Raw genomic sequence first — 22,594 nt, 5'->3', positions numbered from 1 at the left:
ATCGGCGCATTTATCTTGAAACTCCTACCTATTTTTGACTTTAAGATAAGATCAACTAGTACAATAGCACCTCCTATTAAACAGGATGAATGGTTTATACAATTCTATGAATAAAAATACTAAACTAGTAATGTACTACCAGAAAAACCATTAGGGAGGAATATGATGAAACATTCATTGCTATCAGGAATTGCTGTAATTGGTTTATTGACTGCTCCTCTAACCGGAACAGCGGAAACAACTAAGTGGCATAACGTCAATGTAAATGAAACGATCCAAGAGGAGGACGGCAGTCTATTTAATAGTGAAAACTATGATTTTGTGAAATATTCGAAGGTAAACGAAAAACTTCAAGAAATTGCCCAAAAAAGCAATCGAATCTCCATCGAAACAACTGACCAGTCCTCTCAGGGACATGATATGTACGTCGTAACAATTTCGGATCCTTCAACAAAAGGAAAATACGGCTATCAAAAAGCCTTAAGAAAGAAAATGTTCAAAAATCCTGACAAGGCTGAAGAATTCATCGAGAAACATCCCGACTTCAAAGTTCCAGTCATGATCAATGGTTCGATTCATGGTACTGAATTCGTAGGTACAGATGCTACCCTTCAATTGATTGAACGATTCGCAATCGAAAATGATGAAAAAACGAAACAATTACTTGAAAACCACATTCTCATTTTCAATGTTGTTGCAAATCCAGATGGGCGAATAGACGCAACACGCTTCAACGGGAATGGTATTGATTTGAACCGTGATTTCATTACACAATCTCAGGTTGAAACCAAACATACCGTTAATTTGATCAAAGAATGGAATCCAATGGTATTCCTTGACCTTCATGGCTATGTGAAATCCTACGGCGGCCCGGACCACCCTGGATTGATTGAGCCATGTACACCACCGCATAACCCGAATTATGAGTACGATCTTTATTCCAAGTGGGCACTCGATCAGGCAGAAGCTATGGAAGGAAACATTGTTGACCACCGTGAAGAATATGAAAACACTAATACAGAAACATCAAACGTCGACTATCAGAACATGACAGGCACTTATATTCCTCAGCGTGATGACGAAGCAGGTTGGGATGACTACCCGCCGATCTTTACACCAATGTATGCAATGTATCACGGAGCTTACGGTTACACATTGGAAGCTCCGACAAACGATTGGGATGGCGTTAAATGGCACTATGACGCCGTAATAGGTGCACTCGAATTTTCAAATGAAAATAAAGCAGAAATGATCAAGGATCAAATCGAAGTGTTTAAACGGGGAATTCAATTCGATCATCCTTATCATTCGGAAGGTTTTTTCCCGAAAGCTTATATTTTACCTGTGGATGAAACCGATCCAACCGCTACCGAAAAGGCCGTTGAACATTTAAAGTTCAATGACATCAAAGTATCAGAGGCTAAAAAAGGTTTTGAATTTGAAGGGAAAACCTATCCAGCTGGAACCTACATTATTGATATGAGCCAGGCGAAAGCAGGGCTAGCCAACACGATGTTATGGGATGGAGAAGATATTACCGATATTACACCATCTATGTATGATATTTCTGCTTGGAGCTTACCTGAGTTATGGGGATTTGAAGCAATAGAAGTTGACGCAGGAAGTGACTTTGAAGTTAAAACATCAGAAGTGAAAAAGGTTTCTACTGATGACGGAGAATTAATAGGTGATGGTCCATACAAAATCCCTAATACTTCAGTTGAAGCCGTAAATCTTGTTAACACACTAATAGAAAAGGGCTATGAACTGAACTGGGGAGAAAATGGTCATTTCCATTTAGATGCTGAACCGACTTCTGAATTGAAAAAGCTAGTTAAAGAATCAGGAATCAAAGTAGCTACAGAAAAGGGAGATGTGGAACAGAAACTGAAACCTCAGAAGGTAACGATTTTAAAAGACGGCGGGATGAATAAAGGACAGTCTCATGCAGGTACATTATTGGCATTGCAGCGGTTAGGCTTCGATGTGGAAGAGATTACCCCGAAACGACTTGCTGAAGAGGGACTCGGTGATACAGATGTGTTCATATACAGCGGAACCTCGAGATTGATTACCTACAATAATTCCAGGGCGAATGCAGAATTCGGTCTCGAAAATGAAAGCCAATATGATCAGTTTAAGCAAAATGTATATTCACTCGTGGAAAATGGAGGAAAATATATCGCAGTTGGGGCTGGAGCATCTGATGCAACGAAGCAACTTGGATTGACAGATGTAACGGTCAACAAAGGGAGCTCCAATAGCAACGGTATCGTCAACGTAGATTATGATGAATCAGCATTGACTTCAGGTTATGATGCAACCGATTTTGGTTTTGTTTATCAACCAGTTTGGTATACAGATACAGAAGGGGTCAACATTCATGCATCATTCGATGATAATGATGATTTCTTTGTTGCAGGTCATTGGAAAAACCGTGAAGGTGCCCAGGGTAAACCTGTCATTGTGAAAGAAAAGGACCAAGATGTGGCATTGATTGGGATAGAAGCAGGATTCAGAGATCATACAGACTATCTGTTCCGTCTGCTCTCAAATGCAATCTATAGTGAGTAAATACTATACTCGGAATAAATACAGGAGCTGACTGGTAAAGGGTCGGCTCCTTTTCAATAAATTTGGATTGTCTGGTTATAAGGATGAAATGAATGATCATTCCATCTCAAGTAGGTGTTCAACTGACCAAGCCCGTCTGCATTGTACAAACCGATGATCCGTTGATATGCCAACAGATCGTACACCCCATTCCCTTGAAAATCAACCGGGTATAAACCGCCAAGCGCGTTGACGGAACCTTCTACAGGCTTTTTTAATATTCCAATCTGATCATATAATTCTGCTAAATATTCCGCCCCTTTATACTGTATATCTATGATGAATGTATTTCCGGTTTCCAACGCAGTCACCTTGACCTTGAAACCATCAAGATATTCTACTTTATAATGGTATAAGTCGTTGAATACCTCATAATTGAAAAGGATACGGGGATTATTATGCACGAATGAATAGACGTAATTATAGGTATATCCTCCCGATCCTCCAGAAAACATACTGATTAGAATATCGTTGACTTTGTCCCCTGTAAGATCCCCTAAGAATAACGAGGGTTGATATCCCATCAAGGTCTTTAAAGGTAAGTCATAAAACCTCCCGCTATGTCCATCTTGTATCCATAAGGTGATATTCTCTCGAAAAGGACTTTCAGGAAATGGAAGTGTACCGGTCAAAAAAACGACATCCTGGATTCCATCCCCGTTCACATCACCAGTTTTACGATCTAACAACTCCACAGGCATATCCATCCCTCCATAATAGTAGGCTCTTTTACCTTATGATTGATATTGTGAGTCAGTGATTCGTAAAACAAACTGCTTTACGCATATTATTCATAATCTCGAAAACAATAGGAAATATAAGGAGGTTTTGGATATGGATAAAGAACACTTTGTTGCTGTACGAAGAGATGAAAATGGAAAAATTCAAATGTTTCAAACTAGCTCTGGTAGAGAATTATCGTACTCTGACGCAATTAAAGAGGTAGATAATGAGATAATCGAAGGTGTAAACGTTGTTCGTGAAGAGGACGGGGAGACTTATATCCGTTCCAATCCAGATAACCGCAGGGAAAATAACTTAGACGGTCTGCCTATTTTTTAAAAGCTGGTAGTACCAGCTTTTTTTATTGTCCAAAAATAAACTTACATTTTTCTCGTAATTTTGAGCAAAATGTTTTGTGTTATAAAAAAATCATGGTATTATCACTATGTAAAAAGGAGTTACTAAATAAAAGTAACTAAATAATTCTAGGAGGAAAGAAAATGGTAGAAGTACTTTACATCACAGCAAATCCGAAAACCGCGGACGAATCATTAGGCCTGGCAGTAGGGGAGGAATTCATCAATTCTTATCGCGAGGCAAATCCTGAAGATGAAGTTATTCGGTTAAATCTATATGAATATGACCTTCCTTACATCGATACAGATGTTTTCAATGGTTGGGGTAAGCTTCAGCAAGGAAATGCTTTTGATCAGTTAAGTGCTGATGAGCAGGATAAGGTGAGAAGGATCAATGTTCTTACCGAACAGTTTAAAAAAGCAGATAAATATGTTTTCGTCACACCTCTCTGGAATTTCAGTGTCCCTCCCAAAATGAAAGCTTATATTGACTGTATCGCAATAGCGGGATCGACATTCAAATATACCGAAGAAGGTCCTGTCGGATTACTGGATGACAAAAAAGCGCTACATATACAGGCGCGTGGAGGCGTTTACTCAGAAGGCCCTGCTGCGGAACTGGAGATGGGAGACCGCTATATCCGTAACGTAATGAGCTTCCTTGGTGTTCAAGATATGGAATCAATCATCATCGAAGGACATGCGGCAATGCCGGATAAAACGGAAGATATCAAATCAAAAGCAGTAGAAGAAGCAAAACAATTCGCTGCAAAATTCTAATATAAAAAAACGTCCTGGAGACACCAGGACGTTTTTTTATTCATCATGTGGTCTAAACGGAACTTGATTCAACGGAATAGCCATTGAGTAGTCATAAGAAAATGATTCTGAGTGCACTGCTCCGTTCTGATAATCCAGTACAGAATCGTTCAACTTATTGTCGTTCTTCACATTTTCAAAAAACGGCATATCATGGAACGGTATATCTTTTCTGTGATCATACATTAGAACAACCCCCATTGTTCATTGATAAATAGTTAATTCGATGGAGTACCATAGTCCTCCTTTAGATTATGAAAAAAATTCAGTATTATTCATCAAGCAAAAAATCTCTATTACCGCAGAATCCGTGATAAGATATTTTCAGAACCGATGATGAGGGATGATTTTATGCCACAATTTTTATTTAAAGTGATAGAGGTCGAGACGTTGAAGGATGGATTAGAAGATCCTCAACTAATTAATAAGGTAGCGACAGTTGATGCTGAAGTGATTGATAAAGAGTCCGGAAAGACGATCTATAAGGGCATTTTCAACGTTAGGTTCAATAAAGATGGCGTCTATCCCGCTATAAAAACGATCAATGCGATCGATGCACCTAAATACATAAAAACAGAGTTGCTTTTCCGGTCAAAACGCTACATCAAACGGTTAAGGAAATGGCTTTAAAAGTGAAACAATGAAAAAGGCAATGCTGTATTCCAAAGTTTTTCTGAATGATCTTGATATTGCCATCAAACATGATGGAGAAGGTGAGACTTAATGTTATTCACATGTGGTAGATGGTGAAAAAGTTAATGAACTTGAAGCTTCCATACCACCTGAAGCAGAACTTGAAGAGCTGTGTGGAAGGAAAAATAGTATAAGTATATAGGTAGACTTACCGCAGTTTATGGCGGTAGGTCTTTTTTAGTATTTTCAGGGGCGTACAGGATGTACTAGAACCGGGATTGTCACAGAACGATGACGTCTTAGCCGGTTTTATTATTAGATTTGCATTGCGTTATAAGTACAGGACTTGAACACATTTAAACCTTAAACCCCAAATAATGATGGGAAAATTCGAAATCTTGACAACCTTATGATATTAAAATACTCTTACCTCATACGTTTTCTTAAAATCCAAGGAGGTAATCCAATGATCAATGTTGCCCTGCTAAGCAGATGGCACGTCCATGCAGATGATTATGCAAATCAAGCACGTCAAAATGAAAACGTTTCAATTAAAGTCATTTGGGATGAAAATACAGAGCGAGGGGAGAGATGGGCTAAGGAACTTGGCGTCCCATTCACCAGCCATCTAGAAACTGTTCTGGGTGATTCAGAGATCGATGCTGTGATTGTTGATGCACCCACGAATCTACATAAAGAGATCATTTTATCAGCTGCTAAATACAAAAAGCATATCTTCACTGAAAAAGTTCTCGCTTTTACTGTGAAAGACTGTGAAGAAATCTATGAAGCAGTGAAAGAAAACGATTTGCAGCTGATGGTATCCTTGCCTCGACTTACGGAAGATTATTATTTATATGCCCAAGAGATAGTCGATCAAGGTCTATTAGGAAAACTGACAACGATCCGTTGCAGGTTAGCTCACAACGGGGCTGTGCCGCTTGATGGTAAGGCAACAGGATGGCTTCCGGATCACTTTTTCAATAAAGAGGAATGTGGCGGAGGAGCGTTGATTGATCTTGGTGCCCATCCGATTTATCTAACAAACCGTTTAGCTGGACCTGCAACCGCTGTAACCGCTCGCCTTCAAAACACAGAAGGTCATGAGGTTGATGATAACGCAGTCGCTATAGTCGAGTATGAATCAGGTGCTCTTGGAATCCTTGAAACTGGTTTTGTCTCCGGCGGCAGTCCGTTCCAATTTGAGCTTTATGGAACCGAAGGAACATTGTTAATTGAAGATAATCAAACTCGTCTGAAAAGTAAAAAGCTGAGTGAAAATTGGATTGTACCTGATTCACTCCCTGAACCCCACCCATCTCCTTTCAACCAATGGGTACGTGCAATACTGGACAGTGAACTAACCACCATTTCAGAAACGGATGCGATAGGACTTACATTGATAAACGAAGCTTCGAAAATTTCACATGAACAAGGCAGAAGAGTTACCATAACCGAAATCATGAATAAAATTCAGCAAACACACTAGGAGGAGTAAAGTATGGCTAAAAACTTAAAAGTCGGGATCATCGGTGCTGGTGCGATCGCAAAAGATGTACATATACCCAATTATAGGAAATGCGGTGACAAAGTCGAGATAGTAGCAGTATGTGATGTGGTCAAGGAGAAAGCGAGTCAACTGGCGACTGAAGTCAATGCACCTCATGCGTTTTCCACTTATCAAGAAATGTTCGAATCAGTCGAAATTGATGCGGTCAGTATTTGCACACCGAATAAGTTCCATCATCCTGCCACGATTGCTGCGCTAGAAGCTGGTTGTCACGTATTATGTGAAAAACCGCCAGCAATTACTGTACAAGAAGCAGTTGAAATGGCTGAAACTGCAAATAAAGAAGGGAAAATTTTAACCTACGGCTTCCATTTCCGCCATGCCCCAGAAGTCGAAGCTTTAAAACGTTTCATCGACAATGATGATTTAGGTGACATTTACGCTGCTAGAGTCACGGCGATACGTCGTCGCGGCATCCCTGGTTGGGGTGTTTTTACCAACAAGGAACTCCAGGGCGGTGGTCCCCTGATTGATATCGGTGTTCATATGCTTGATACTGCTTTGTATTTGATGGGTTACCCAGAACCAGACACTGTTTTTGGTGTAACTTATCAAAAGCTTGGAAAGCGAAAGGGCGTCGGGATTATGGGTGAATGGGATTGGGAGAACTTCACCATTGAAGATATGGCTCGCGGTATGATTACGTTTAAAAATGGTGCATCCATCCTCCTGGATTCAGCGTTCGCAGCCAATGTAGAGAAACATGAAGAAATGAACGTTTCTTTGATGGGCGATCAGGGCGGTGCAGATGTCTTTCCGCTTAAGATCTATCAGGAGAAACATGATGTACTCATTGATACCACTCCTTCTTTTCTACCTAGGAAGGGCTATCACGAGCTTGAAATCGATCGGTTTGTCGAGTCATGTCTGACGGGTATTCCTCCAATCAGTACTCCTAAAGAAGGTGTCTATTTACAACAGATCATCAATGGCCTCTATGAATCGGCAGAAAAAGGGGAGGCAGTCAAGATCGAACGAGCCCTCTCTAATTGATATCGATATTTTAAATAGGAGGTAACCAAATGAACAAAATCGGTTTACAGTTATATTCTTTACGGGAGGAAACGGAAAAGGACTTTCTAGGAACGATACAAAAAGTGGCTGATCTCGGGTATGCAGGTGTTCAATTTGCCGGGTTTTATGAAACACCTGCAAGAGAGGTGAAACGGACTCTTCATGAAAATCAACTTGTTAGTGCAGGTGCCCATATCGGATTCAGTCAACTGTTTGGGGATGAATTGCCTAAAACCTTCGACTATCAGGATATGATCGGAAACAACCTGATCATTTGTCCTGCAATCCCTGAAGAAAAGCGTCAATCAGCTGATGATTACATGAGAATAGCTGAGACGTTCAACAACATTGGTCAAACCTGTAAAGAGGAGGGCTTCGTCTTCGGTTATCATAACCATGATTTCGAGTTTGCTAGATTTGGAGAAAAGACAGGGTTTGAATTGCTTTTTGAACATACCGACCCTGCCCTCGTTAAAATGGAGCTTGATTGTTATTGGGCCGAGTTCGCAAATTGTACGCCAAAAGAAATCCTTCATAAGTATCAAGAACGGATCGTCTCTCTCCATATCAAGGACATGAAAATGGAAGATGGCCATAAAAAAGGGACTGAAATCGGGAACGGAAAATTGGACTTTGAAGGAATTGTGAGAACCGCCAAGGAATATGGCATTGGCTGGCTTACAGTAGAACAAGAGGAATTTGAAAGAGATCCGTATGAAAGTCTAATGATCAATCTAGAAAACTTACAGAGAATCAAATCGAAAGTAGAGACGGGAGTGAGTCCATGATACGAATAAAAGCAGGGATTATAGGTACCGGCTTTTCAGCGATGTCTCATCTTGAAGCTTTGAAGAGACTACCGAACGTGGAAGTAGTCGCAATCGCTTCAAGCGAACTTTCTAAAGCGGAAAAAGCCGCCAACCATCACCATATCAAAAAAGCCTATGATAGTGTGAAAGATTTAATTGGTGACCCTGAAGTAGAGGTCATTCATAATTGCTCCTATAATTTTCTCCATTTTCCATTCAACAAGGATATCTTGCAAGCTGGCAAGCATTTGCTTTCTGAAAAGCCTCTTGCGATGAATAGTAAAGAATCCAAGGAATTGGATGAACTAGCAAAACAAAATAATTGTGTGGCAGGCGTTTGTTTCAACTATCGGCATTTTCCCATGGTCAAACAAATGAAAGAAGATCTCCTCACCAGCCAACAAAGAGTAAACCTCGTTTATGGCGGTTATGTACAGGACTGGTGTTTATATGATACAGATTACAGCTGGCGGATGGACCCTGAAAAGAACGGACCGTCACGGGCGATAGCGGACATCGGTTCTCATTGGTGTGATACCGTGCAATATATCCTTGGCAAGAAGATTGTTGAAGTTTTCGCCGATTTGAAAACAATCCATTCTACCCGCCAGAAACCGAAAGCTGAAGTTCAGACGTTCGGGAAGAGTGATGGGTCCGATACAGAAGAAGTACAGATCGATACGGAAGATTACGGCAGTGTACTCGTTCACTTTGAGGACGGCATTCATGGTGTTTTTACCGTGTCACAAGTAAGCCCCGGCCGTAAGAACAAGTTTTATTTTGATATCACAACAGACCATGCTACTTATTCATGGGATCAGGAACGACCGAACCGATTATGGATTGGTCAGCGTAATGAACCCAACAGGGAATTAGTAAAGGATCCGGCTCTCCTTTCTCCTGAATCGGCAAGCCTTGCTCATTATCCTGGTGGGCATCAAGAGGGATGGCCAGATGGTTTGAAAAATTTAATGTTGGACTTTTACGGCTCGATCACACAACAAGAAGAAGTGGGTTACGATAGTGGGCCTTCTTTTGCGTCCCTCTCTGAAGGCCATCGGATCATGCAATTGATTGAGGCAATTATGAAGAGTCATAAAACAAAGCAATGGGTTCAAATTTCTGAAGAGTAGAGGTGGCAAACATGAAACTAGGTGTTTTTACAGTGTTATTTGCAGAAAAGTCTTTTGAAGAAATGCTCGATCATGTCAAAAAGAGTGGTTTACAAGCAGTAGAAATAGGTACTGGTTGTTATCCCGGGAATGCTCATTGTCCATTGGACGAATTATTAGAGGATGAAGCTGCCCGGAAACAATACATGCAAAAAGTTCTGGAGCAGAAGCTGAAAATCAGTGCATTCAGTTGCCATGGTAATCCGATCTCTCCAGATCAAGGTTTCGCCCATGAATCGGATGAAACTCTTCGTAAAACCATCAAGCTTGCCTCATTGATGAATGTCCCGGTGGTGAATTGTTTTTCGGGAGTAGCGGGTGATCACGAACATGCTACACAACCAAACTGGCCTGTAACACCTTGGCCGAACGAGTATGGGGACGTCTATGAATGGCAATGGGAGAATAAACTTATTCCGTATTGGAAAGAGATCGGTCAATTAGCTGAAGAGCATGGAGTAAAAATCGGCCTTGAACTTCATGGGGGGTTCTTAGTACACACTCCTTATACCATGCTCAAACTTAGGGACGCAACAAGTAATGCTATTGGCGCAAATCTTGATCCTAGTCATTTATGGTGGCAAGGGATCGATCCAGTGGCAGCAATCAAAATCCTCGGGGAAGCGGATGCGATCCATCATTTTCATGCAAAAGATACGTACATTGACCAGGATAACGTCAACATGTATGGTTTGACGGATATGCAGTCGTATGGGGATGTCAAAACAAGAGCTTGGACATTCAGATCGGTTGGTTGCGGCCATAGCTTGGAAGAATGGTCGAATATCATCAGTACACTTCGTATATACGGCTATGATCATGTAGTAAGTATTGAACATGAAGACCCGATCATGTCGATCGAAGAAGGATTCAACCGTGCAGTCACTAATTTAAAAACTGTGCTTATTGAGGAAAAACCTTCCCAAATGTGGTGGACATAATACTAGTAAAAACCGTTCATTGGTGATATACCAGAACGGTTTTTACTTTTGCAAAAAGAACTGTTAAATTTTGTTGTTCATTTTCAACAGCAAAGCGAAATTCGCGACACTCATGCGGGAAAAGCGATCCAAGTGAGACCCCACAGCGAGGAGGCTTGCGGCTCGCCCGTATAAGTATCACCAATGATGTATAACAGAGCATTTCAGAAAGTAAATGTTTAAAAGATTGTATTTTCGTGAAAATGGGTTTACTAAAGAGTGACATTTAAGACGTTAAAATTTGAAAAAAGGAGCAGATCAACATTATGTCCACAAACGAAAATGTTCCACACGAGAAAACGATCGATAACAGTCTTGCTCTGATGAGAGAAGGATATCTTTTTATTGGAAACCGAATTGACAGATATGAATCTGATTTGTTTGAAACCCGTTTATTAGGAGAAAAGGTCATATGTATGAGTGGGGAAGAACCTGCCAAGATTTTTTATGATTCAGAACGTTTTCAACGTAAGGGTGCCGCTCCTAAGAGGGTCCAGAAGACATTGTTTGGTGAGAACGCAGTACAAACGATGGATGGTGAAGCACATATTCATAGAAAATTGCTCTTCATGTCACTAATGACCCCTCCTCATCAAAAACGATTGGCAGATCTCATGATGAGAGAATGGCAAAAATCGATCGGTAGTTGGCAAGATACCGAGGGAATCGTCTTATTTGACGAGGCGAAAGAGACGCTATGCCGGATTTCATGTAATTGGGCGGGCGTTCCTTTGAAAGAATCAGAAGCAAGGGAACGAGCAGATGATTTCAGTGATATGGTTGATGCATTTGGTGCGGTAGGCCAACGGCACAGGAAAGGGAGGAAAGCCAGAAGAAGAACGGAAAAATGGATTCAAAGTATCATAGAAGATGTCCGTAACGGTAAACTTGAAGCAGACGAAGGATCTGCGCTTTATGAAATGGCGTTCCACCGGCAACTGAACGGGAAAAAATTAGACGCGGAAATGGCTGCGATCGAACTTATCAATGTGTTACGCCCGATTGTTGCCATCGCAACTTTCATCACGTTTTCTGCATTAGCATTACAAACCCACCCCAAGTATAAAGAGAAACTCCAGTCAAGGGACGAACGATTTCTTGAAATGTTTGCCCAAGAGGTACGTCGGTACTATCCATTCGGTCCATTCGTCGGGGCGAGAGTGAAAAAGGAATTTGTATGGAATGATTGTGAATTTAAAAAGGGGATGCTCGTGTTATTAGATATGTATGGGACGAACCATGATCCAAGAATTTGGGGGGATCCGGAAGAATTTCGACCTGAAAGATTCTCTGATTGGGACGGAAATTTATTTGATTTCATTCCACAAGGCGGCGGTGAGGCCGAAAAGGGGCATCGCTGTCCCGGAGAGGGAATCACAGTAGAAGTGATGAAAGCGAGCCTCGATTTCCTTGTAAACAAGATTGAATATGAGGTTCCTGGTCAGGACTTAAGTTACACTCTTTTAAAAATGCCGACATTACCGAAAAGCGGATTCATCCTGAGTAATATTCGTCAAAAATAAATAAAGAAATATAAATTTCTATTAGCAACTTGCATATTATGCAGGTTGTTTTTTTATACAGGAAAATCAACATCTAAGTGTTTAGGGAATATAGGTGGTTTACCTTATTAACGCTCCTTAAGATGTTAGGTATCATGACAAAGGAAAGAAGTCGTAAAGTTAAAAGAAAAAACCATGTTAGATTTTCTTACGTATAAATGTCCATATCTAAAAAGTTATGAAATACTTTTACCTAATACTTCGTCAGCTTTAATGAGTTATGGAGAAAGAAGAGCGGGATTTCATTCAATTTTTTGAACTATCAACAGGTCGGTTTAGGGATTTTAACAATTTAAAGCTTTATCTTATTAATCATTCGTCAAACTTTTATTGATGGAGAGGAGGAATACAATGGTCTCAAAAAAGAGAGGAAGTGGCGTATTAACCTTTTTATTTCTAGCCATTCAGGTATGGTTCCAGAGATTTTAATTCTACCATGAGGGGAGGCAATCATTCATGGAAGACCAAAAAGTGGCTTTATGGTTTTCAACAATTGCAATGATACTATCATTTACCGTTTGGTCGTTGATAGCCCAGGCTGCGCCTATAATCCAGACAATGTACCAATTAAACGATACGAAACTCAGCTTGCTTATAGCCATACCTGTCCTTTTAGGTTCAGTGATGCGAATACCACTGGGGATTGCCACTGACCGTTATGGTGGGAGGAAGGTCTATACGTTGACAATGCTGATCCTGATTTTTCCTCTAATAGGGGCAGGGTTCTCAACTTCCTATGAAATGCTGTTATTTTGGGCTTTTTTGATTGGACTAGGCGGGGCTACCTTTGCAATTGCCATCACTTACGTTTCTCAATGGTATTCATCGAAAAGCAAGGGGTATGTATTAGGGATTGTAGGATTAGGGAATATCGGAACTGCTGTTTCAGCCTTTACTGTCCCTACTATGGTTTCGAAGTTCGGCTTATCATGGACGTTTTGGGGAGGCGCCCTCTTAATAGGCTTGATGAGCATCATTTTTTGGTTGTGTACAAAAGAGGCACCTCTTACCCATAAAAATACAACTGTGATAGAACAGTTATCTGTTATGAAATATCAATCCCTGTGGATATTATCTCTATTCTACTTTCTTACCTTTGGAGGTTTCGTAGCATTCAGTCTTTATTTACCAACATTATTAAAAGGACTTTACGACGTTTCTTTGGTCGATGTAGGGATAAAAACAGCAGGATTTGTGGTGGTTGCTACATTCGTAAGACCTTTAGGAGGGTACCTTGCAGATCGTTTTGGAGCTATAAAGCTATTAACGATTCTGTTTATCGGTATGGTAGGTACTTCGATTTTGATTCCTTTCGCAGTTGGAAATTTTATAGTATTCAGCATTGGATTCTTATTGATGGGTGCTTTTCTAGGGGCAGGAAATGGTGCAGTATTTAAACTTGTTCCCGATGTTGCACCTGGACAAACAGGAGCATCATCCGGAATCATTGGCGCAATTGGGGGGATCGGGGGATTCGTCTTACCATTGATCCTTGGATTCACAAAAGAGTTGACAGGGAGTTACACACTGGGATTCGGGCTTTTTTCGATCAATGCCATGATATGTCTAGTCGCATTAAAACATATGATCAGAGATGGAGAAACAAGCAAGCAGAAGAAAAATGTCAAAGCTCTACCATCGATTCACTAAAACGGAGGGAACATAAATGGAGAAGAAAAAATTAGTATTAGTTGGAAATGGAATGGCAGGGGTTCGCTGTATTGAAGAAATTTTGAAAATCGATCCAGAAGCATTCGATATCACGATTTTCGGCCGTGAACCGCATCCAAACTATAACCGTATCCTTTTATCGACCGTACTGCAAGGGGACACCTCTATAGATGATATCACGCTCAACGAGAGAGATTGGTATGTAAAGAATAACATCCAACTCTACACGGGAGAAGCTGTGATAAAGATTGATAAAGACAGAAAACATGTGTATACAGACAAAGGAAAGCAAGTACAATACGATGAATTGATACTTGCGACGGGTTCCTTACCATTCATGCTTCCGTTACCAGGTGCAGACAAGGAAGGGGTAACAGCTTTTCGGGATATAAAAGATTGTCACACGATGATCGAAACGTCCCAGCAGTATGAAAAGGCCGTAGTCATTGGGGGAGGACTCTTAGGATTAGAAGCTGCCAGGGGATTGCTCAATCTTGGCATGGAAGTGGATGTCGTCCATATATGCGATTATCTGATGGAAAGGCAGCTTGATCCAACTGCTTCTAAAATGCTTCAAAAAGAACTAGAGTCACAAGGAATGAACTTCCGCCTAAACAAACAGACCGAAAAGATCCTCGGAAAAGAGCGCGTGAAGGGTTTGCGTTTTAAAGATGGATCAAAAGTCTCTGCTGATTTGGTTGTTATGGCTGTCGGAATCAGACCAGACGTTCAGTTGGCTAAGAACAGCGGTATCCAGGTCAATCGAGGAATTGTCGTGGATGATTATATGCAGACCGATGACCCTAACATTTATGCAGTCGGGGAGTGTGCAGAACACCGGGAAATTGTTTACGGGTTGGTAGCCCCTCTTTATGATCAAGGTAAAATTTTAGCTGAAAAAGTCTGCGGTGTGGAAGGGAAAAAGTATGAAGGTTCAGTGGTTTCGACCCAATTGAAAGTATCAGGGGTCGATGTATTCTCTGCAGGTCACTTTTTGGATAACGATGATACGAATTCCATCAAAGTGTATGACGATTTTGATGGAACATATAAAAAGGTTGTGATCAGAGGTAACAAGGTAATTGGGGCTGTATTATTCGGTGATATTAAAGAAGGACCTAAATTATTAAGTATAATCAATAACGGCACTGATATTTCAGAACTCCCAAAGGTTTCGTTCCTTCAGGACTCGGGTACTGAATCAGCTGAGAGTGCAGTTGTTTCGATGGATAACAATGAAGTTATTTGCGGATGTAATGGTGTCACAAAGGGTGAAATCTGTGAATCTATTGTGGAAAACGGGCTGACGACGGCTGATCAAGTAAAAGATCATACAAATGCCTCAAGATCTTGTGGGGGGTGCAAACCACTAGTTCAGGATCTATTAGAATACACACTGGGTGACGACTTCGACCAAAGTGAAATGAAAGAAGCAATTTGTGGATGCACCTCATTAAGCCGTGAAGAAGTAATTGAAGAAATCAAGGATAAAAAATTAAAATTCGTCAAAGAGATTATGAATGTCCTCGAATGGAAGAACGAAGAGGGGTGCTCCAAATGCAGACCCGCTCTCAATTACTACCTAGGAATGTTATATCCTTCCGACTATGACGATGAAGAAGAATCCCGGTTCGTCAATGAGCGTTTGCATGCCAATATCCAGGCTGATGGAACCTATTCTGTTGTTCCGAGGATGTATGGCGGGGTGACCAATGCCAATGATTTAAGAAAAATTGCAGATGTAGCCGATAAATATCAAGTTCCAATGATCAAACTGACTGGTGGACAACGTATTGATCTTTTAGGAATCAAGAAAGAGGATCTTCCTAAAGTATGGGCTGACTTGGATATGCCTTCGGGATATGCATATGGAAAGGCATTAAGAACCGTAAAAACTTGTGTTGGCAGCCAATTCTGTCGTTTTGGAACCCAGGATTCCACTCAGCTTGGCATCGACTTAGAAAAGAAATTTGAACGTCTTAATACGCCACATAAAGTAAAAATGTCCGTGTCAGCTTGTCCAAGAAATTGTGCGGAATCAGGAATTAAAGATGTAGGAATCGTAGGGGTTGATGGCGGTTTTGAAATTTATGTAGGTGGAAACGGCGGAACTCATTTGCGTGGTGGAGATTTATTATGCGCGGTGAAGACGGAACAAGAGGTCTTTGATATCACAGCAGCTTTCCTCCAATATTACCGCGAAACGGCAAGTTATTTGGAAAGAACATCGAAGTGGGTGAACCGTATGGGGATAGAGCAAATCCGAGAGGTAATATTTGAAGAGGAAAACAGAAAACGGTTGATCGAGCGGATGGATGAAGCCTTGACGCATACAAGAGACCCTTGGAAAGAAATTGCAGAAAGCCAAGAAAAACAAGAAAAGTTATTCCAAAATTTATAAATACGGGTTCGCTGCATTGAGTGTGTCTAAGGAGGAAAAGACGGATGGAACGAATACAAATAACCAATGTTCGTGACCTGCCAGAAAAGATAGGTAAATCTATGAAAATTGGAAACTTCAACCTAGCTTTATTATTTAAACTATTGAATGGAGATATAAGGGCGATTGAAAACAAGTGTCCTCACAAAGGAGGTATGCTTTCTCAGGGGCTCGTCAGCGGTGACTATGTATTTTGTCCGTTACACGATTGGAAGATTTGTATGAAAGATGGCGAAGTGCAAGCACCTGATCAAGGTTGTGTGAAAACATTCAGAGTAGAGATTCAAGATAAGAACGTTTATGTATATGTATAACAGAGAAATCAAAAGGTGGACCAGTTATGAATGATTTTCTAAGTTACTACCGACAAAAAGAGAAAGAAACTGAAACTGAAAAAGTTTCGGATACACAATGCCCTTATTGCAGTGTACAGTGTACCATGCAGCTCGTGGAACAACGTATTGTCGGCCGTGAAAATTACAAAGTTATCTCGAAGGATAATCCTACTTCAGAGGGCAGATTATGCATAAAGGGGTTACATGCCCACCAACACGCACTGCATAAAGAACGGATCCATTATCCTTTGTTAAAAAAGAACGGGATGTTCGAACGGATTTCATGGAAAGAAGCATTGGCGTATATAAAGGATAAGTTTACTGATATTCAACAGAATACTGGCTCTGACGGTATAGGGGTTTATGGGGGAGGGTCACTTACAAATGAATCGGCTTATTTACTTGGAAAATTTGCCCGTGTGGCGCTTAAAACAAAGTATATCGATTATAACGGTCGATTTTGCATGTCAGCCGCTGCTTCAGCAGCTAATGAAGCTTTCGGTATGGATCGCGGGTTTACAAACAAATTGTCGGAAATTCCCTTTGCCCGGTGCATTATCCTTGCGGGAACGAACATTGCTGAATGCCAACCGACATTAATGCCTTATTTCACGAAGGCAAAGGAAAATGGTTCATTTATCATTGCGATCGATCCGAGGGAAACAGCTACTACAGAAATTGCGGATTTGCATCTAAAAATTAAACCGGGAACGGATGCAGCATTAGTCAATGGTTTCCTTAAAGTGATCATTAACGAGGGATTAGCCGATGAGTCGTTCATAAATGAAAAAACAAACGGATTTCAAGAACTGAAAGAACATATTGACACCATCTGTTTAGAGGATATTTCGACAATCACCGGAATTCCAGTTGAATCGATTCGATCTGCAGCTGTAAACTACGCTGCTAACTCAACAGGGATGATCTTCACGGCCAGGGGAGTCGAACAACAAACAGATGGTTATATGGCAGTCAGAAATTTTTTGAACCTTATATTAGTAACAGGGAAAATAGGTAAAATTGGTTGTGGTTATGGCGCTATAACAGGTCAAGGAAATGGTCAAGGAGGCAGGGAACACGGCCAAAAGGCAGACCAGCTTCCTGGGTACCGTCATTTAGAAAACGACGTGCATCGCCATTATATTTCGAAGGTTTGGGGGATTGAAGAAACAGACTTACCTCGAAAGGGCGTTTCAGCTTATGAAATGATGGAAAAAATTGATTCTGGAGAAATCCAAGGTCTGTTCGTAATGGGGTCAAATCCTGTGGTTTCAAATCCCAACGCGAACTTCGTTGAGCAATCACTAAAAAAACTATCATGTCTTGTGGTCGTTGATTTATTCATTTCTGAAACTGCAAAATTAGCAGACTTGATCTTACCTTCCGCATCTTACCTGGAAAATGAAGGAACAATGACGAATTTAGAAGGACGCGTGACGTTAAGACGAGCAACCCGGAAATGTCCTGGTGAAGCCAAGAAAGACTGGAAAATCATTTGTGAGTTGGCTACCGTCCTTGGAAAAAGTAGATTTTTCCCATACGTTTCACCTGAAGATATTTTTAATGAGCTAAGGGAGGCAAGTAGAGGTGGTGTAGCGGATTACTATGGGATTACTTATGATCGTTTAAAGAATGAACGTGTCTATTGGCCATGCCCTGAACTAGACCATCCTGGAGAAAGTCGTCTTTTCACGAAAACGTTCACCCATCCAGATGGTAAGGGAAGATTAGTATCTGTTCAAAACAACTTTCCAAAAGAACGACCCGACGAAGAATTTCCTCTTTACCTTACGACGGGAAGAGTCATATCCCATTATTTGACAGGTGTACAAACAAGGAACAGTCCTGCATTGAAGTCTCGGAATGTTGAATCGTTTATAGAAATTCACCCGACTACTGCACAGAAATATAAAATTGAAAACCAGGTATTAGTGAAAATTACATCAAAAAGAGGACAGATTACGGTGAGAAGTAAATATACGGATAAAATAAGGGAGGATACCGTTTTTGTTCCCTTTCATTGGGGAGATGACCAAAATGTGAACCAGATTACCCATGAAGCGCTAGACCCAACCTGTAAAATGCCTGGCTTTAAAGTTTGTGCCGTTAAAGTAAGTCCGGTTACAGATCTGAGTTTAAATTAAATGTCATACCAATAAAAATGAAGCCAGTATTTTTATCTGGAACTCTAGTTAAAAATCAATTTCGTCTCAATTTCTGAAGTATACTATGATATTGAGATGAGATTGATTTTTTATTCATTGCTATATATAATAGATATTATGTTAACTAAAATGAAGTGAATGAATTGGAGTCGGTAATAAACTAATGACATAATATAGAAAAAACAAAAAGAAAGTGGAGAAATACTCTGGAAGAAAACCGTGTGGAGATTATTGAAGCCACTGATGTTCACATGGTGGTTATTATCCTTCCCAAAACTGGAGGATAAGCTTGTTGATACTGATCCTATCCATGTAGAAGAATTATACATTTATATTTACAATTAATCATAAATTCACTCTATACACTAATCAATTAAAAAGATCTTTAGGCGAGTGTTATTTAATTTATTCGTTTTTTAATTGTTTATAATCTGACATATATGTTTCTTTAGTTCTTGCTCTATTTTGTGGATCAATACGGAACCAAATTGATGAATTATTACTGACCTTTCCGTTTGAACACCAATCAAGCATATTATTAATAAAGAATGCAGGAGCAATATCTTCCGGGAAAGTATAATAATTCCATCTATTAAATTCATTTTGGTTATTTGAAGGGTCGCTATCCCAAAATTTATAAAAATCATTAGGTCCAATACAAATGTGATTAATGACTTTTTGTCTATCTTCTTCTGCAAAATTATGCAAATGATTAAGTACAGATTGGCTATTCAATTCAGATTCATATGCAAAAAAACCTATAAAACAATTTGTGCTTTGAACAAATTGAGTATTATAAGTAAGATTTCTGAAAGCTTTTAATACGTTTCCTGAACTTGCAGTAGTTTTAACTTCTACAATACCTTTTACAGCATCAGGGGTTACAAAAACAAGGTCACCGTCTCTAAATAATATAGGATAAGATTTATCGAACAGTAGAATATCTATTTGATTTGAACAATTATTATCATTCATGATAAACCCTCTACCAACTTCAATATTTTTAGGCATATGTCTTCTTATAATATTTCTAAGTATGGATTCTTTAAGTTCACCATCTGTTAACCAATGTACGTTGTTAAGTAAATTTCTGACTTTATCTTTAAGTGAAATTAGTTCGATATTAATTGATTCAAAAAACTTTATATGGTTCATTCAATATCACCCTCTCTTATAAATGAACCTTATCCAAGGTATGTAGGATTATATAATGCTTTGTTCTATAGTTAAAGATCAAATTCCTATGTTAAATAGGATTAAGATAGTTATCCTCCCTTTACTTAATCCCTTTTAATACCAATTATTTCAAAAATCAATTGATAACACAATGTTTTTATTTTAAAAAAGACATTTATATGTTTTCATTTCTTAAAAAAGACAACACTTACATGTCAAATATATTTGACATGTAAGTGTTGTCTTAAATTAATAAGTTGACTTTTTTTAGGCTTTTAAAGACAATATAATTATGTCATTAGTTTGGATTATTAAGAGACTGTGATTCTTATCTACCATAGTCTCTTAATAAATTTAACCTTTATTTATTATTTAATTTGACGATTTTTATTATCATGTTACTTGTCTCTCATTTTGTAGTAAATATACTTTGATCATAAAATAGCTCACTTCATCAGGAAGCAGTTCTTTAATTGGCTTTAACTTTTCGCCGCCTTCTTGCTCAATGGCATTTTCAATTTCTGAGACATATTCTTGGGGAATAATGTCTTCCATTTGAACGTCCATTCCTTCTTGCATGCATTGAATGAGATGATTCTCCACCGTACTCAAAGCAAGATCGCGATGTTCTGCAATTTCTTCCGCACTCATCTCTTCTTTATAAAACGTATACGTCGATGTGAGTTCGGTGTTGCTTTCTTCGGCTTTTCAATACCGTCAGTTCCCTTTATTGCTTCGTCTTCCCGCCCAGGGTTCTGGACTAAATAATCCGTGATGGCTTCAATAAACTGTTCTCCGTACTTTTCGAGTTTATTTTGCCCCACTCCCGTTATTGTTAAGAATTCCTCTCTTGACTGAGGCTGTTTCACACACATATCTTTTATTGCCGTATCTGCAAATATAACGAAAGGCGGAACGTTTTCTTTTTCCGCAATCTCTTTACGAACCATTCGAAGCTCCTCGAACAACGGATCATTGACTGCAACTTGTTTCGTCTGAACTGCTTCTTTTCGCTTCACGATTTCTTTTCCCAGGAGAACGCCCTTCCCTTTTTCTTTTATGTAAAGGGTAGGAAATGTACCATGTTCTACAGCTATCAGTTCTTGTGATATGAAAAATTCGACAAAGTCCGTCACTTCTTTCGTACTTTTTTCTTTCATCAGACCATAAGTCGGAAGTTTATTGAGACGCAATTCCAGTACTTTTTTATTTTTAGAACCTGTCAGTACTTGAGCGATGATCGTCTTTCCGAATCTCTTCTGCCCCATTCTCACGATACAAGACAGTACGATTTGAGCTTCTCGTGTCACATCGATACTTTCACGCGAATCTGTACAGTTGCCGCATCGACCGCATGGCGGAGTATCCTCGTTGCTAAAATACCTTACAATCGAAGTTTGCAAACAGCTTTCTGTATGACAATAATCCACCATGAGCTGCAGCTTTTCTAATTCTTGCGACATGCGGTCAGACTCACTCGATTGATCGATTAAAAAACGCTGTACTTGAACATCTTGGGAAGAAAACAGAAGGATACATTCACTCGGAAGTCCGTCACGTCCGGCACGTCCTGCCTCCTGATAATAGCTTTCCATGTTTTTCGGTAGCTGAAAATGGATCACATATCGGATGTTGGATTTATCGATTCCCATACCAAACGCATTTGTGGCAACCATCACTGTTGATTGATCTTGTAAAAACTGCTCTTGTTCTTCTATCCGCTCCACTTCATTCATTCCTGCATGATAGCGTGATACGTTAATACCGCTTTTCTTCAATTGTTCATACAGCTTATCCACCGTTTTTCGGGTTGCTGCGTAAATGATGCCTGCTTCGTTTCCATTCTTTTTAATAAAATCTTTTAAAAATCCCAGCCTGTCTTGTCCTTTGATCACTGAAAACGATAGATTTTCCCGCTCAAAACCTGTCAGAACCGAATTGTTCTTATCAATATCAAGCGAACTACAAATATCCTGACGGACTTTCGGTGTCGCCGTTGCCGTTAACGCTAATACTGTCGGTCGTTTCGGCAGGCTCCCTATCATTCTCTGAATGCGCTGGTAACTTGGCCGGAAATCATGCCCCCATTGCGAGATACAATGGGCTTCATCCACTGCTATCAAAGGAATGTTCAACTCTTTTAAAAGTGCCATAAAGTCATAGGATTCCAGTCTTTCAGGTGCCATATACAATAGCTTATATTCTCCGCTTTTCGCCTTTTCAATTCGTTCTCTCATTTCCAATTCAGTGAGTGAACTGTTGATGAAGGCAGTGGGAATGCCTAATTGAAGTAATGAATCTACTTGATCTTTCATTAAAGAAATTAATGGAGAAATGACGATCGTCGTTCCCTCAAATACCACCGCTGGAATCTGATAACAAATCGATTTCCCTCCACCAGTCGGCATCACACAAAGGGTATCTTCCCCATTCAATACCTTCTGTATCGCTCTCTCTTGGCCCATTCGGAATGACGAATAACCATAATATTGCTCCAGCATCTCTTTTGCTCTTTGTATCAAAACTTGTTATCCTCCTCCGGTTATCTTCTCTGAT

The 22,594-nt window shown here is 39.9% G+C and carries 17 protein-coding genes and 1 pseudogene; 14 read left to right on the top strand and 4 right to left on the bottom strand.

Annotated elements, in window-relative coordinates; translation table 11 throughout:
• Positions 1-165: 165 nt before the first annotated feature.
• On the top strand, positions 166-2,574 hold the full coding sequence (locus ACJROX_RS17285; protein ID WP_408006447.1) for a M14 family zinc carboxypeptidase: 2,409 nt from the start codon (positions 166-168) through the stop codon (positions 2,572-2,574).
• A 53-nt stretch (positions 2,575-2,627) separates the two neighbouring features.
• Here ACJROX_RS17285 and ACJROX_RS17280 read toward each other — a convergent pair whose 3' ends face one another.
• Positions 2,628-3,314 carry an FG-GAP-like repeat-containing protein gene (locus ACJROX_RS17280; RefSeq protein ID WP_408006446.1) on the bottom strand — a complete coding sequence of 229 codons (687 nt, stop codon included), beginning with the start codon at positions 3,312-3,314 and terminating at the stop codon, positions 2,628-2,630.
• 133 nt (positions 3,315-3,447) lie between these two features.
• Here ACJROX_RS17280 and ACJROX_RS17275 point away from each other — a divergent pair, with 133 nt between their 5' ends.
• Entirely contained in the window at positions 3,448-3,675 is a 228-nt protein-coding gene (locus ACJROX_RS17275; protein ID WP_408006445.1) for a DUF3892 domain-containing protein, read from the top strand.
• Positions 3,676-3,836: 161 nt separating this feature from the next.
• A complete protein-coding gene (locus ACJROX_RS17270) occupies positions 3,837-4,472 on the top strand; it encodes an FMN-dependent NADH-azoreductase (protein ID WP_408006444.1) in 636 nt (211 codons plus the stop codon).
• A 36-nt stretch (positions 4,473-4,508) separates the two neighbouring features.
• Here the strand turns inward: ACJROX_RS17270 and ACJROX_RS17265 are convergent, their stop codons facing one another.
• Entirely contained in the window at positions 4,509-4,697 is a 189-nt protein-coding gene (locus ACJROX_RS17265) for a hypothetical protein (RefSeq protein ID WP_408006443.1), read from the bottom strand.
• A gap of 165 nt (positions 4,698-4,862) precedes the next feature.
• On the opposite strand from ACJROX_RS17265, the gene ACJROX_RS17260 reads away from it, so the two are divergent.
• From ACJROX_RS17260 to nasC, 11 genes are all read left to right on the top strand, one after another.
• Positions 4,863-5,141: a hypothetical protein gene (locus ACJROX_RS17260; protein ID WP_408006441.1), complete on the top strand. Its 279-nt coding sequence runs from the start codon at positions 4,863-4,865 to the stop codon at positions 5,139-5,141.
• 469 nt (positions 5,142-5,610) lie between these two features.
• A complete protein-coding gene (locus tag ACJROX_RS17255; protein WP_408006440.1) occupies positions 5,611-6,633 on the top strand; it encodes a Gfo/Idh/MocA family protein in 1,023 nt (340 codons plus the stop codon).
• Between the two features lie 12 nt (positions 6,634-6,645).
• Positions 6,646-7,707 (top strand): Gfo/Idh/MocA family protein, encoded by a 1,062-nt coding sequence (locus tag ACJROX_RS17250; protein WP_408006439.1) that lies wholly within the window; start codon positions 6,646-6,648, stop codon positions 7,705-7,707.
• Positions 7,708-7,736: 29 nt separating this feature from the next.
• Positions 7,737-8,516 carry a sugar phosphate isomerase/epimerase family protein gene (locus tag ACJROX_RS17245; protein ID WP_408006438.1) on the top strand — a complete coding sequence of 260 codons (780 nt, stop codon included), beginning with the start codon at positions 7,737-7,739 and terminating at the stop codon, positions 8,514-8,516.
• Positions 8,513-9,670, top strand: coding sequence for a Gfo/Idh/MocA family protein (locus ACJROX_RS17240; protein WP_408006437.1), 1,158 nt, complete (start codon positions 8,513-8,515; stop codon positions 9,668-9,670). The genes ACJROX_RS17245 and ACJROX_RS17240 overlap by 4 nt, the downstream gene beginning before the upstream one ends.
• A gap of 11 nt (positions 9,671-9,681) precedes the next feature.
• On the top strand, positions 9,682-10,650 hold the full coding sequence (locus ACJROX_RS17235) for a sugar phosphate isomerase/epimerase family protein (RefSeq protein WP_408006436.1): 969 nt from the start codon (positions 9,682-9,684) through the stop codon (positions 10,648-10,650).
• A gap of 305 nt (positions 10,651-10,955) precedes the next feature.
• Entirely contained in the window at positions 10,956-12,212 is a 1,257-nt protein-coding gene (locus tag ACJROX_RS17230) for a cytochrome P450 (protein ID WP_408006435.1), read from the top strand.
• A gap of 495 nt (positions 12,213-12,707) precedes the next feature.
• Positions 12,708-13,901: a nitrate/nitrite transporter gene (locus ACJROX_RS17225; RefSeq protein WP_408006434.1), complete on the top strand. Its 1,194-nt coding sequence runs from the start codon at positions 12,708-12,710 to the stop codon at positions 13,899-13,901.
• Positions 13,902-13,917: 16 nt separating this feature from the next.
• Positions 13,918-16,323: a nitrite reductase large subunit NirB gene (gene nirB / locus ACJROX_RS17220; protein WP_408006433.1), complete on the top strand. Its 2,406-nt coding sequence runs from the start codon at positions 13,918-13,920 to the stop codon at positions 16,321-16,323.
• Between the two features lie 44 nt (positions 16,324-16,367).
• Entirely contained in the window at positions 16,368-16,676 is a 309-nt protein-coding gene (gene nirD, locus ACJROX_RS17215) for a nitrite reductase small subunit NirD (RefSeq protein WP_408006432.1), read from the top strand.
• Between the two features lie 26 nt (positions 16,677-16,702).
• Positions 16,703-18,841, top strand: coding sequence for an assimilatory nitrate reductase catalytic subunit NasC (nasC, locus tag ACJROX_RS17210; protein ID WP_408006431.1), 2,139 nt, complete (start codon positions 16,703-16,705; stop codon positions 18,839-18,841).
• 426 nt (positions 18,842-19,267) lie between these two features.
• On the opposite strand, the gene ACJROX_RS17205 is transcribed toward nasC, so the two are convergent.
• Complete coding sequence (locus ACJROX_RS17205) at positions 19,268-20,017, bottom strand: DUF6602 domain-containing protein (protein ID WP_408006430.1); 750 nt, start codon at positions 20,015-20,017, stop codon at positions 19,268-19,270.
• Between the two features lie 414 nt (positions 20,018-20,431).
• Positions 20,432-22,560, bottom strand: a pseudogene (gene recQ / locus ACJROX_RS17200) (DNA helicase RecQ).
• Positions 22,561-22,594 lie beyond the last annotated feature (34 nt).

This window comes from Pseudalkalibacillus sp. A8, from assembly GCF_045920555.1.
Classification (GTDB): Bacteria; Bacillota; Bacilli; order Bacillales; family Fictibacillaceae; genus Pseudalkalibacillus.
Note: the sequence above shows the minus strand (reverse complement) of the source record. Positions and strands in the feature narration are given on the sequence as shown.